General features: G+C 34.4%; 15 protein-coding genes. 4 read left to right on the forward strand and 11 right to left on the reverse strand.

What is annotated here, in order from left to right:
- The first annotated feature begins 59 nt into the window (after positions 1 to 59).
- From PVA17_RS22580 to PVA17_RS22590, 3 genes are read left to right on the forward strand one after another with little or no spacing between them, the layout of a single operon-like run.
- A complete protein-coding gene (locus PVA17_RS22580; protein WP_274069040.1) occupies positions 60 to 509 on the forward strand; it encodes a hypothetical protein in 450 nt (149 codons plus the stop codon).
- 15 nt (positions 510 to 524) lie between these two features.
- A complete protein-coding gene (locus PVA17_RS22585; RefSeq protein ID WP_274069041.1) occupies positions 525 to 1,427 on the forward strand; it encodes a tetratricopeptide repeat protein in 903 nt (300 codons plus the stop codon).
- A complete protein-coding gene (locus tag PVA17_RS22590; protein ID WP_274069042.1) occupies positions 1,420 to 2,661 on the forward strand; it encodes an ATP-binding protein in 1,242 nt (413 codons plus the stop codon). Before PVA17_RS22585 ends, PVA17_RS22590 begins: the two co-directional genes overlap by 8 nt.
- A 73-nt stretch (positions 2,662 to 2,734) precedes the next feature.
- Here the strand turns inward: PVA17_RS22590 and PVA17_RS22595 are convergent, their stop codons facing one another.
- From PVA17_RS22595 to comX, 3 genes are all read right to left on the reverse strand, one after another.
- Complete coding sequence (locus PVA17_RS22595; protein WP_274069043.1) at positions 2,735 to 4,027, reverse strand: serine hydrolase domain-containing protein; 1,293 nt, start codon at positions 4,025 to 4,027, stop codon at positions 2,735 to 2,737.
- 223 nt (positions 4,028 to 4,250) lie between these two features.
- Positions 4,251 to 6,488, reverse strand: coding sequence for an ATP-binding protein (locus tag PVA17_RS22600; RefSeq protein ID WP_337993629.1), 2,238 nt, complete (start codon positions 6,486 to 6,488; stop codon positions 4,251 to 4,253).
- 92 nt (positions 6,489 to 6,580) lie between these two features.
- A complete protein-coding gene (comX, locus tag PVA17_RS22605) occupies positions 6,581 to 6,742 on the reverse strand; it encodes a competence pheromone ComX (RefSeq protein WP_132356698.1) in 162 nt (53 codons plus the stop codon).
- Between the two features lie 488 nt (positions 6,743 to 7,230).
- Here comX and PVA17_RS22610 point away from each other — a divergent pair, with 488 nt between their 5' ends.
- Positions 7,231 to 8,457, forward strand: coding sequence for a DUF418 domain-containing protein (locus PVA17_RS22610; protein WP_274069045.1), 1,227 nt, complete (start codon positions 7,231 to 7,233; stop codon positions 8,455 to 8,457).
- Between the two features lie 205 nt (positions 8,458 to 8,662).
- Here PVA17_RS22610 and PVA17_RS22615 read toward each other — a convergent pair whose 3' ends face one another.
- The 8 genes from PVA17_RS22615 to PVA17_RS22640 form a co-directional block, all read right to left on the reverse strand.
- Complete coding sequence (locus PVA17_RS22615) at positions 8,663 to 9,169, reverse strand: hypothetical protein (protein WP_274069046.1); 507 nt, start codon at positions 9,167 to 9,169, stop codon at positions 8,663 to 8,665.
- Between the two features lie 488 nt (positions 9,170 to 9,657).
- Positions 9,658 to 9,819, reverse strand: coding sequence for a hypothetical protein (locus tag PVA17_RS22620; RefSeq protein WP_274069047.1), 162 nt, complete (start codon positions 9,817 to 9,819; stop codon positions 9,658 to 9,660).
- Between the two features lie 211 nt (positions 9,820 to 10,030).
- Complete coding sequence (locus tag PVA17_RS25410) at positions 10,031 to 10,312, reverse strand: RHS repeat domain-containing protein (RefSeq protein WP_369128056.1); 282 nt, start codon at positions 10,310 to 10,312, stop codon at positions 10,031 to 10,033.
- 786 nt (positions 10,313 to 11,098) lie between these two features.
- On the reverse strand, positions 11,099 to 11,452 hold the full coding sequence (locus tag PVA17_RS22625; RefSeq protein WP_274069048.1) for a hypothetical protein: 354 nt from the start codon (positions 11,450 to 11,452) through the stop codon (positions 11,099 to 11,101).
- Positions 11,453 to 11,467: 15 nt separating this feature from the next.
- The gene (locus tag PVA17_RS22630) at positions 11,468 to 11,644 is read right to left on the reverse strand and encodes a hypothetical protein (RefSeq protein WP_274069049.1); all 177 of its coding nucleotides are present in this window, start codon (positions 11,642 to 11,644) and stop codon (positions 11,468 to 11,470) included.
- Positions 11,645 to 11,910: 266 nt separating this feature from the next.
- Positions 11,911 to 12,216, reverse strand: coding sequence for an RHS repeat domain-containing protein (locus PVA17_RS25420; RefSeq protein WP_369128057.1), 306 nt, complete (start codon positions 12,214 to 12,216; stop codon positions 11,911 to 11,913).
- Positions 12,201 to 13,100, reverse strand: a complete 900-nt coding sequence (locus tag PVA17_RS22635) for an RHS repeat domain-containing protein (protein ID WP_274069050.1) — start codon at positions 13,098 to 13,100, stop codon at positions 12,201 to 12,203. Before PVA17_RS22635 ends, PVA17_RS25420 begins: the two co-directional genes overlap by 16 nt.
- Positions 13,075 to 13,392, reverse strand: a complete 318-nt coding sequence (locus PVA17_RS22640) for a hypothetical protein (RefSeq protein ID WP_274069051.1) — start codon at positions 13,390 to 13,392, stop codon at positions 13,075 to 13,077. Before PVA17_RS22640 ends, PVA17_RS22635 begins: the two co-directional genes overlap by 26 nt.
- Positions 13,393 to 13,833: the final 441 nt, after the last annotated feature.

The raw sequence follows: 13,833 nt of genomic DNA on the forward strand, positions 1-13,833 counted from the left end.
TATATGTATAATACAACTATTATTAGGATATTAATAGGAAACAGGAGCTTGATGGAATTATGGAAAATCTATATGAACCTAGTTTAACAAACAATGAAGTAGACAGGACAAGAAGCTATGAGATTAGTAATCTATTTTTTGTTGCTGCGTTTGGTGGTATTTTTGCCATTACCATACTAGGTATACAAAACGCTAAATGGCTAAAAATTAAGAAAAAAGATATACAGCTGTTAGCGATTATTAGTATTGTACTTATTATTGCGAAGCTTGCGGTCGTTTACGCAATTGGTCAACAAGTCATCCCCATAGATGAAAAATATATTAAATTTATTGGTCGACTTTTTGGGGTTGCCTGTTTTTTCATTTTCTTCGCATTTTTAGACAAGCCGTATAAAGAACATTTAGCAGTAGATGGTGGTGCTGAATCATTATGGAGACCAGGATTTGCTGCAATCATCTTCTCTGGCTTAATCGATGCTTTGGTTACGTTATTCTTACTAGCACTATAGGAAAGGAGATATATTATGAGTGAATTTGAAGAATATGATGAATATGAAGAACCAACTTTTGAAGTTATCGAGCATTATTTTAATATAGGGAAATATCCCCAAGTTATTGAGCTTATTAACGAGGAATTACATGACAATATTGAAAATAGCCGGCTTTGGTATATGTTAGCTTACAGTAACTATGCAATAAACGAATTTGGCGAGGCTGAAAAACAATTTCATGAAGCGATGCGATTAGGATTCGATGAGGAAATCATATTTTATTTTCTCGGCCATCTATACATGGAGACCGAGCGATGGCAAGAAGCAGAAAAAGCCTTTCTTGAATCACTTCGCTTAAATCCAAATAATGCAGAAACACATGCAGGCTATGCTGTTTTAATGAAACAAACAGGATATCGTAATAAATCAAAGTTATTAATCAATAAAGCATTAGAATTAGATCCGGACAATTCATATGTATTACGGAGAAACTTTATTTTACAAGGTGTACATGGAAGTAAAGAACAACAAATCCTAGCATTAGAACAATATATGAATTCAGCAGATAGTGAAGTGGCAAAATTGTTGCACCTCGGAATAAATGCCTCCTTCCGAAATAACGAAAAAGAAGCGAAAGAATATTACAGACAAGCCTTTCTTTTAAATCCTGAGGATCAAACATTACTAGCTCTATTAGAAGAGATGGAAATTACAACCCACCCTCTGCTAGCGCCTAATCGTTTTATAGAGCGTTTAGGGGGTCCAGCTATCATTTGGCTTGTAGGGATTGGGCTAACCTTTTTATTATTAGCACTAGGGTTTGATAGTATAGCCATGCTGTTTTTAAAATGCTATGTAATACTTGCACTTTATACATGGATATCAGTTCCATTGGCTAAGGGACTAAGAAAAATAAGGGGTTATACATATGGATAAAATTAAATGGTTACAGCAAATGGTGGAACAAAGCCCAACTGACCCTCAAGCACATTACTGGCTGGGAAAAGAGCTTGCTGAAAACGATCGTTGGCTAGAAGCGATACAATCGTATTCAACAGGAATTTCTCTCTGTACAGATGATACACTACGTATGGAAATCATAAATGAATTAACAAAAACGAGTTTGCGAATTCAGCAAACGAAGTCAGATGAAATGATTGAGACTACTGAAGACATTGCCGCTTCAGCAGAAGAATTGCTTGAAAGAGAAGACAAAAGTGAAGAAACCGAGATGGATCAAATAATAGATTTTACACCTAGGTTAAAAATTATTGATGGTAAAGCCCCTAAAACAGTAAAAAAAGGGAAGGAACAAATCACTTTTACGGATGTTGCTGGGCTGGATGACTTAAAAAAGACCATTACTTTACGTATTATTAGCCCATTTTATAACAAAGGTTTATTTGCTAAGTTTCGAAAAAAAGTAGGCGGCGGTGTACTGCTCTATGGTCCCCCTGGTTGTGGAAAAACATTTATTGCCAAGGCAACCGCTGGTGAATGTAAGGCTAATTTCTATCCCGTTCATATTACTGACATATTAAATCGCTATATTGGTGAAAGTGAACAAAATTTAAAAGCGGCTTTTGATAAGGCGCGTTTTCAAAAGCCAAGTATTATGTTTTTTGATGAAGTAGACACGATTGGTATGAGTCGGTCTAAAGCTTCTGAATATACTCGAGGAATGATCGACACATTCCTTACAGAGTTAGAGGGAATTGATACAAGCACAGATGAAGTACTTATTATGGCTGCTACAAATACCCCATGGGATATCGATAGCGCCTTAAAGCGCCCTGGTCGATTCGACCGTCTCATCTTTGTCGCGCCACCAGATAAAAAAGCGAGAGAGCAAATTTTTAAATTAAAGCTAGCGGGTAGATATGCTGAAGAAATAGATGTCGAAACACTAGCTGCTCAAACTGAGTTTTTCTCAGGTGCAGACATTGAAAATACGATTGAATTAGCTACCGAAAATGTACTTGCTGAAATTTTAGCAACCGGTGATGAACGCCCTATCAACACTAATGATTTATTACATGTTTTAGAAGAGATACAGCCATCTACATTAGAATGGTTACGTACTGCCAAAAACTATGTGAAATACGCAAATCAATCAGGACTTTACAATGATGTCGAAAAGTATCTTCGTGTTCACGCTAAACGCATATAATGAATAACATCAAAGAGACATCTCAACTATGATTTGAGATGTTTCTTTCTAGTTTCAAAATATAATATTCCATCTATTGCTTATGAAGCATATAAGTTTTTTCATAACAATCGATGTATTCTACGCGCTCTATTTCGCCTGATAATGAATAATAAAAGATCAATCGTTCATAAATCATCTCGGTTAAAAAAGCGCTTTTCGTAGCGTCATGACTAATTGGTATAAGCTTAAATTTATATAATGCGCCATACATCTTAGGGACCGTTAAATAAAGCTCTTCATTTTTAATAGAAATAGTAAGTACTTTATTTTCCATTAAATATTGCCCCTCGACAGATTCATTCTTTGTGAACGTTACCGGAACGGCAGGGGCCAATGAAGATACATTTCTATCAAAAACGACCTTTGCAATCTCTCTACTTAAGTGCATAACGGGTGTAACATTCATATTGCTTAAAAAGATAATCGTAACTTGGTCATCGACAAATCTAAGGAAATCACTTGAATACCCGCTAATATCTCCGAAATGATGCACACATTTTTTCCCCATTACTTCAGAGACCATCCAGCCACACGCATAGGATCCAAGATTTGGAGTCACCATTTTCTCTGTTAATTCTTTGCGAAGTAGTTTGGATGATGTTAATGCCTGATCCCAAATAAATAGGTCCTCTGTTGTAGAATATAAACCGTAGGAACCTAATGGAAATGACATATCTGCATACGCTGCATGAATGGGCTCTTCCCAAAATGAATAACCAGAAGCTAAACCTGGTATAAGCTTCACCCCATTATCACAGCCTGTATGATCCATACCTAATGGGTGACATATATGCTGCTGTATGTAATCTGCATAAGACATGTCTGAAACTTTTTCAATAATAGCCGTTAACAACGCATACGCTGAATTTGAATAGCCAAATTTACTACCAGGTTCAAACTCTAATTCCCTTTCTTTAAAGGAAGCAATAAGCTGATCTAATGTTGATGGCAATCTCATTGTACGAAACCAAAAATCAGGCGCATTAGTATAATTAGGTATTCCGGAGCTATTCGTTAAACAATGAAATATCGTTATTTGTTGACCATTCGGATAATCATGTAGATATTTACCTACGCCATCATTTATACTCAATTTTTGCCTTTCATGCAATTGAAATATAGCCATCGCCGTAAATGCTTTCGTAAGTGACCCTATACGAAATTTAGTTGTTGGTACATTTCGTATAGTATGCTCCCAATTCGCCATACCAAACCCTCTGTTTAAAAGAATATTCTCATTAGATCCAATTAATAAAGTACCATTCAAATAACCGTTTCGATTAAAAGAATCTACCCAATTATTTAACCGTTCTTCTAATAGCATGTGCGTTTCTCCTTACTAGAATGACTAATCATACTTTAAATTTTTTACCTGATAAGTTACCAAATTCGCATATTTTGAAGTTGTTTTGCAGAAACCAGCCCTTCATTTTGTTGCGTTTTCTTTCTACTTCAATACAAAAACTCCCAATCCAACTCGTTCTGTAATTTCGACGAGAAGATTAGGAGGTGTTAACATCGTTCATATCTTTCTTTCTATTCATATATTATCCTCTACTAGGAGTTGACCTTCTATTATAAGTATCGTAGTCATAGGAATGCGTATGATTTCCTTCTTTTATTTTAATTCGAATGGACATTCCTTCTCCTACATTGGTATTGATAGAAAACTGACCATTAAATGCCTGTACCCGCTCTTGCATCCCCCTAATTCCCATTGAATCAGAAACAATAATGCCATCCATTTTGCAGCCTACACCATCGTCTGAATAAAATATTTCAAAGCCATCTGCTGTTTCTAACAAATGAATTTCGACAGTATTGGCATACGAATGTTTTAATGCATTGTTTAACAACTCTTGAAAAAGCCGATAAATCATTAAGTTTAAACGCTCATCTTCTAAATAGAGACGATCCATTGTGTAAACTAAAACAAAATCCGCACGTTTATGAACTTTTTGAATAAGCTTTTCAAGCGCAGCATTTAAGCCTAGTGTATCTAATAATGGTGGCTTCAAATTTTCACAGTAGCCTCTTAAATCATTCAACGATGCAATCATATGATCATGAATCTTAGTAAGGTTCACCTGAATATCCGTTGTCCTCTTCGCATGAATACATACATCCATTTCTCGAGCAATATGAAGCTGCTCTTGTAAAACCGTATCATGAAGCTCTTGTGCTAATTGATATTTTTCTTGTTCAAAGCGTAGCCAAAGTAGTTTATTGAGCCATGGTAGCTGACTTTTATCAGCCTCTTTCATATGCTTTAACTGTTCTAATAGATCTTCCACCATTTTCGTATTTTCAATAAAATTATTTACATATAAAAGTAATAATTCAAGCCATAGTAACTCCTCATCCTTTAAATAAATTGATTTATTATGGTCTACGACTAGTATTCTTTTATAATTTACATCTTGGTGGATAAAAGCTATATAAAAATGCTCCGTTTTCTTTACATCCCCCATGCGGAGATTTTCAAGTAATATTTCATCCATTTGATTTTGGGTATATTCTTTTGATGTACTTGTGGAAGTAACTTGATGTGTTTGCAAATCATAGGTTAATACGTAAACATGTTTAATCTCAAGGTGTAAAGCAATTTCTTGAACAAATTTATCCAGCAAATCTTCAATCTTCACGACCCTACCAATACTATCAACTGTCGTATACAATCGATGGATATAATCCCCCTTTGTTGAAAAAAGAATTTTTCGCTTATGATAATCTATTTTCTCTTTAATGTAGAAAAGTGTTATTAATGATAAGAAGGCAAAAAAGAATACTTCCGCCATTCTTGAAATAGACAAATCTGTAATTACATACAGACCTACTAATAACCAAATCGTAAAAACAAATGAAAAATTAAAGTAATAGCGTAAACGGGTAATAAAGTATTCCATATCAAATATACGTTCAGTGAGCTGTGTACATATAAAGCTATATGGTATGAACATTAAGAATAAGGAGCATATTTCGGCAGAAAGTATATATTTATGGGAAATAATCTCAGGTATAGCAAACAAAAAAAGGAATGGTAAGAATGGGATAATAATACTTAGTAAAAAAATTTTCAATTGTGGGGTCTTATATTTTGAATAACCTATCCCCAAAATACAAAGAATTATTATTAATAAAATAAAAAATAACCACAAGGTAAAGTTAGAGAATAAAGTATTTGTAGAGGGGAAAACGATGCTAAAAATACTAAGAAAAACTATAATTAAAGGTAGTATATATAGTATTTTAATGTTGTAAATTAATAACCATTTTAAATTCAAGAATAAAAAATAATTTCTTAAAAAGTGAATCAAAAGAACAAGACAAAGTAGCATACTACTTCGATTCACAACTGTTCCAACACTATCTAATCTTCCTGATGCACCAATACTAACATAGGCTAAAGATACAGATAGAATAAAAAGAATAAGTAAATTTATTAGACTCGAGTTCTTTTGTTTCTTGTATAAATAGAGAGAAATAATTAAACTTAATAAATAATAAAATGCTGGTAAAAAAAATATATAGAAAAGTTGTTCAGGAATGTCAAATGGTTTTATTTGTATATGAATTAACCGTCTATCTTCTTGTTTCTCCAACGTTAACTCTTTAGCTACCCTAATTACAGGATCATATTTAATAATATTTAATTCATTAATATTATTACCATCAACTTCTAAAATAATATCCCCTGCTGAGATATTTTGCTTATTTGCCCACTCCTTAAAATATGGTTCTATTACTAGCCATTGTCCATTCTCTTCTTTCAATTTAATTCCCAAATAAGGCGTGCTATAAGTAACATATAGCAAATAGCTCCCAAATATGAGGTAAGTACTTATAGCAAGCCATAGCCAATTATTTTTTAAAAAGTTTAGTGCCAAAAGCCACTTTCCAAACATATCTCTTCATCGTCAAAGGATGTTATGATTGCTTTCTGCTCAAGTTCAGTAACACCAACTAGAGAAGCTTTTTTTTCTTTTAACAAAGTTACCATCGACGGATTTTGCTCTAAAAATTGAATCATTTTAATCATAAAATCTCCTCATTTCATTAGTTTGTTTATTACCTTTTACACATAGTTACATCATTTAAAGTATGAATATATTCAAACTGATCTTACTAATTCTTTTCCAAGGAATTAATAACTATTAATGTAACTACAACTTCATTGTACCATTATTTTACATACTTTCAACAATATTTTCTATAAAATACTAAAAAATAATAGATTACGTAGCATTTTCACAAAATGTACTAATTTTCGCAATACTTTGTTATAACGCTATTATAAATTTCTACCATTCCAATAGTAGAGTTGGAATATCTTTAGTAAAGGGAAACGGCTTTATAGGATACTCCCTAAAATCCCCAATTCCCCTCCCAAACTTTTCGATTTATAAATTACAATGCCTTAATTTCCTTATAAAATCTTGATATTTATTATTTATAGTCATTAACAAAGGTTTTTTCAACAATAGCCATTTGTTGAAAGAACAAAATAACCATGAAAAGGATGATTATATGAAGCAAAAGCTTTCACCCATCTCTGCCAAAGAGCGGATTGAAACACTTGATGTATTAAGGGGGTTCGCATTATTAGGAATCATATTAGCCAATATTGTTTGGTTCCTTTATCCGGCCTATATGCAGGAAGATCTAGGTTTTAAAAATGAATGGACTTCTTTTTGGAATCAAGCCGATTATACCGTTCATACTATTCTTACTATGTTTGTCGATGGAAAATTTGTCATGCTGTTCTCTATGTTGTTCGGTTTTGGCATGGTCATTATGCAGGAAAGAGCCGCCGCAAAGCAACTAAACTTCTGGGGAATTTATTTTAGACGACTTATTGCGCTCTTTATTTTTGGTTGTATCCACGCTTATTTCATTTGGTTCGGAGATATTTTAACAGACTATGCAATCTTAGGATTATTACTCCTTTTCCTGCATAAGTTAAAACCTAATGTTATGTTAATCATTAGCGTAACTTTATATAGCTTATATTTTGGATTATTTACGTTAGGGGCTCTATCCTCCGATTCTACAATGATGTCAATGACAATGTCAGAGGAAAGTCGTCAGCTTATGCAATTTACAATAGATGCCCATCAAAATGGAAGTATTCAACAATTAATGAATGCTAATTTTATGGAAAGAACTTTTTATACAATGCGTAATGGATTATATGTTCTTTCTCTAGGCAACCCTATATTTTATTTATTTACAAATCTTCCGTACTTACTAATGTTCTTATTCGGAGCGGCTGTTGCGAAGAAAAAATGGCTTCACCGTTTTGAAGAATATCGAAAAGACTTTTTCATTACGTGGTTGCTTACATTTATTTTTGGGGGAACATTGTGCTGGATCTTACCATTCCTTTTCGAAAATTTTTCTGCTGTTCAATATATTAGCTCACCATTCCTAACTATCTTTTATGCTATTAGCTTGATCTTTATTTATCATACGGTGAAAGGAAAGAAAGCTATACAGTGGTTAGCGTTCCCTGGAAGAATGGCATTCACAAACTATATCGGACAATCTATTATATGTACATTGTTATTTGGACCATTTGCATTTGGCGTATACGGAAAACTCCACTTAACGACAGCTATCATCATTGCGATTGTCATTTTTATTTTCCAAGTGATTTTTAGTAAACTTTGGTTATCCAAATTCCGCTTCGGGCCACTTGAATATGTTTGGAGGTCATTCACTTATTTAGGTATTAAAAAGGAATCAAATGCATAGTTTAGGGGGGATTGACGCAATTCGGTAAATTTCTCGATAAAACGAACAAAGAGGCTGCCTCTTAGCAATCTAAAAATAGCCAAAAATCGGCTTGACCGTTAACTGGCTATTTTTATGATTCTAAAGAATAAATCTCAAACTCCCTATCACCAACTGACGTATCTTTCCATGATTTATCTTCCAAGTCAGTATTAGCTAATTCTTGTTATTCAAGACCCTCATATGCATCCCCATACGATTCGAAATTTTCTACCAACCAAAATAAATTTTCACCTTTACTTGAGTATAAATGCTCTAACAGTTCCGTAAAGCTTTTAGCAATAATCTGACTATCTCCTGGTGTTGCATGGGTTTCCAAGAAACTATCATAGCAATAACCAAAATGAGAATTGTTCATGTCGATACTAATGTATTGATTTATTTGCTCAGATTCAGCAATAAGATGCCAGTCATTACTAATATCATCTTTTAGTTCCTCCCAAATAACATCATCCTCTGGATAAAGCTTTTTACTAGTTGGAATAAATTCATTTGAAGAAACTATTTTTATCCCATAAGGCTTATCTAAAAACATTTGTATGGATTCATAATTGCTAAAAAAATAATGCAAATCTTTTGGAAGAGCTAAATCACTTGTGAAATCTGTGATTCTTTTCACAAGTCTACAATTACTATCCTGTTCAATTTTTTTAATAATCTCTTTTATCTTCATACTTACCCCTTTAATCTCAAATTTACTTGTATTTAGCATTATATCTTTGTAAAACTTTTCTCGTACTTCCCCAGGTACTTAGCTGCATCAAACGTAAAATCGAACAACTCTTGTGCTTGCTTAGCTATTGTTTTACCTTGATTTCCCTACTTTTCCGATTGTTCCTTTAAGTCACTTCTGAATTCCTCTAAAACAGTTCAACTCTATCAAGTAAACAAATCAAAAGAATTGCAATATCAAGATTCTGTGGATTCATATTCTAAACCTACATAAAGTGTTGTCCAATCATGATTTATTTTATTTTGTTTAAAAAAAACTACAAAAATAACTATTTAAATAACCTTAACTTTAAAGTATTTTTTAATCCATAACTTGATTAATCTCGTGTGTTTGGTACAGAGAACATTCTCTTACAGAAGGGAAAATTTTATTAGACACAGGGAAAACTAAGGTTGTTTACAAGAATAGATTGGTAGTGTTTTTTGTATTTACATTTCTAAAACATCTGATAATCGTCGATGGAAGTTCCCACTTGCTTTACTCGATTGACAAAAAACTCTTTTCTTACCTGTTGAATGAGGTCCTAAATGAAGAACACCATCTTTATCAGGTACATCAACAAATGTTACTCTATTTTTATCTACAGCCATTCGTTTCAATTCTTCTGCAGTAAAACCAAGATCTCTTGCCTTTGCCGCAGTAGCTACAGGAAATAATTCATGTTTTCCTCCACCGTTTCTTAATGACGTTTCAACAGCAGCCTTATTATCTGAAACATCCTTCGGGGTTGCTTTGTTAAACCATTCATTGAATTTATTTCTTTTCCAAGGAGCAAAGGATCAATCCAAGTATTCGGATCATTTACGTACCCGAAAGCGTAGGATTTCCACCAGATAGCCCATTAGGATCTTGTTGTAAATACATTCCCTCAAGTTGGAATCTGTTGTAGTATAATCCAATCTCTATGTCCACATACTGTCCCTGTTGCCTAAACGGAATGAAATCCTGCTTACTTGTGAGCTCCACCATTTGTCCATAAATATCAAGCTTAGCTAACCAAACCCTTTTACCTTCTTCATCATAGGCTTCAACAGGCGTTCCAAGATAATCACTAATAATGCTGTAATTAACTTCACTCGTAATTTTCGCTGAAGGTACGAACCCATCTTAAAAACCCACGAGACTAGATTGTCTAGTATTTCAGATTTATTCTGTTAAGAACTCTCAACTAGATTTTCAAATTTATCAAAATCATGCTGCAGGAAATACTCATGTAGTATGTATTCCCATCCCAAACGAAACTTGTTGTCTTATCGTCAGAACTCTTCTCAATCCGTCTACCTAGCGAGTCGTACTTGAAAGTAACTTCCAAGTTATCTGGTCTGATGACCTTTGACATCATGCCATTAACATTTCTCTATTGGTCCTGGGGGATTGATCGTTGTTGTTGTATAATTCCCACGACGGTCATACGCCCAGGTTGAACTTTTCCCGTCTGGTAATGTCACTTGACTAAGTTGGATCGGCATCATAAGCTAATCTTTATAGTTAGATATAAAGATTAAAAGAGCAATAAAATCCTTTTAAATGGATTTATTGCCCTTTTTAATTTAGCTTCAAACATTTAATACAAAGGGAGAGACCCTTTAACTTCAGTAAATATGTTATATCTTCGCCACTTTAAATTATATTTTTAATTTTTGTTTACTACTACTTGTCCGAAAACCTACACCGGTAACTACTGTGTAGAAGTAGCTGCAGAGTCAAAGTGTTGGAATATATTATAATTTTCACATCACTTCCTCTGCCATATACATCAGATTATGATTGATTTATGATATAATTCTCTGAACAAATTTGCCTCTTCTTTAGCCTTTGGTATTCGTAATGCTTTTAAATAAGATTGTAGTTCATTGGGTTTATTTTTGATTACAAAGTATTCGATAAAAAAGAAAGTAAAAATTCTTTATTTGGAGGAAGAATGGCAACAATTTCATCCTCATCATCGGGGTCAGGTTCTTCATTTTCTGGATATTCTTGTTCAAAATTAATTTTCCCCATTGATCTAAGTAGAGCATAATTGGTTAATTCTTCTTTGTCTGACTTCATTAAATTAAGTAGTTCTTCTGCTGACACCCCAGCTTTATATAATCGCTTAATGTTTTGATCTAATCCTCCAGTCCAAATTTCCCCATCTACTTCCTTATATTCCCTTACTTTCTCTAAAATTACATTATACGCTTGTGATTGAACTAATTCTTTTACACTCTGTAAACTTTCCATAATACCCCTCCATAATTAAGGACATTTTCCGAATGTTCCTGTACCTTTTATAATCCTCTTTAACTGTGAACCAGTGTGCCTAAACTCATCCATTGTCTCATGTGCCCAAGGTGTAACAGGCGTTAAATTCCAAAATTTATGTGCTAATTTACTTCCTGATCTTTGTGGTATATAAGTATGATGTAATTCCATTGAAACTTTCTTTATTACTCTATTCCCATTTTTATCCACTATTTCAACCAAAATTCGAGGAGCTTTTCCCTTTGCCATCCTAGCTAAATTAGCAGGAGAATATTTATAAATTTTACCATTAGAACCTTGAACAAACGGATTTTTTAATGCTTCTTCTTTCCAGAAGTTCTTTCTAGCAGTATTCCAAGTTATTAATCCAAATGGATCAAGCCATATATTTGGGTCACTTACATACCCATAAATCGTTGGATTTCCACCCTCAAGCCCTATTGGATGGTATATATTCCCTCAATTGGAGAGTAGTATCGGAATCGATTATAATACAATCCTATTTCTACATCTTCATATTGCCCCTGGTACCTAAACGGTATGAAATCTTGTTCACCAGTAAACTTATTCACTCGTCCATAAATATCAAGCCCTGCTGACCAAACCTTATTACCTTCTTCATCATAGGCTTCAACAGGCGTTCCTAAATAGTCACTAATAATACTGTAATTACCTTCACTCGTAATTTTCGCTGAAGGTACGAACCCATCATTAAATACCCATGTGACTAAATTATCTGGTATTTCAGAAGTATTTTAAATTCATCTGAATCATTCTCTAAGAAATACTCATGTAGGATAGTATTCCCATCCCATACGAATTGCATTGTTTTTTCGTCAGAGCTCTTCTCAATTCGTCTACCTAGCGAATCATACTTGAAAGTAACTTCTGTCTTGTCTGGGCGTACGACTTTCGACATCATGCCATTGCCGTTATATTCGTACTTCCACGTATCACCATTCTTCTCAACCTTCTGAACAAGATTACCTTCTTCATCATAAGAGAAAGTTGCCTCTTTCGTTTCAAGCAATCTACTACCGGCGCCATAGACACGATCTGTCTTTTCTTTCGTTTCATACAAATTCCCGACATCATCGACACTGCGGTGTAAGAAATCAAATTGACCACCTTGATTGGACCAGACGAGGTTATTGAATTCATCATAACCATAGGTAACTTTTACACCCGTTAACTCGTTTACCATACTTCGTAAGCGGTAATTGACGTCCCAATTATACACGCGTCTTCGTGTGTCACGATTTTGACTACTTATTCGATGGTGTATCGGTCTACCTGCTATATCATACTGCCATTTGCTGATAACTTCATCTGGTAAGATTCGCTCAATCTCTTGACCAAGTTCATTGTACTGCATAGATGCTGTCCAATGGGCTTGCTCGGAGCGAGAAGCCGCGATTTGCGACACATTACCCATTTCATTACGAGCGACATCCATTTTTGCACCTAAGCTACTCGTAATCTGTGAACGGTTGCCTAATTCATCATAGCTACTCGCAATCCAATGGTCATTTTTCCATTCCTTGATCACTTGTCCAGATGCGTCTCGCTCTAGTTTTACTTTCACATGTTCATTTTCAGTCTCAATTAACGAACCATTTTTTGTCATAGCCAAACGTTTCCCAGGTGTCATCATAATAATCAGCTCGAATGATATTCCCTAGGCCGTCATGTTGATATGCTGTCCACCGATCGCCTGGACGTTGAATTCTCTGAACTAACCCTGCCAGACTTCGCTCATACGTTCTTTCTATCTCATCAAAGCCGATTTCCTTGATGATACTCCCTTTTTCATCACGTTCAAACTGATACGCTTCGCCTTTTTCATTGATAACAGCGGTTAACTGCTCCTCTGTATCATAGGTGAATTGTACTTTCTTCCCACCTTGTTCTCGAGACACCAAACTGCCAAGAATAGTATAATCAAAGGCTACTTGTGTATGGTTATCCCTTGCAAAAATAACATCATCATAGGCATTGTACTTTAATTGAACATCTTTTCCATCTGATAGATTTGTACGTACTAGGCGATTAAAGTTATCATATACGAACTTCTCTGTGGCCCCTAACTGATTGGTCGTGCTTGTGCGATTCCCACGACGGTCATACGCCCAGGTTGAACTTGTGTTACTGACTCAGGTTCCGATCAGCATCAAAAGTAAAGCTTTAGTTAAATTTAAAATCAGTTTTTTGAAAGCTATGGTCATTATTATGAAAGATCAAAAGGACAATAAAATCGGTATAATCGAGTAGGAGGGAGTGATTAACTCCCGACCTCTCACACCACCGTACGTACGGTTCCGTATACGGCGGTTCAACTAAGATCAATAACGCAAAGTTTC

Origin of the sequence: Lysinibacillus sp. CNPSo 3705, from assembly GCF_028674935.1 — a bacterium.
GTDB lineage: Bacteria > Bacillota > Bacilli > Bacillales_A > Planococcaceae > Lysinibacillus.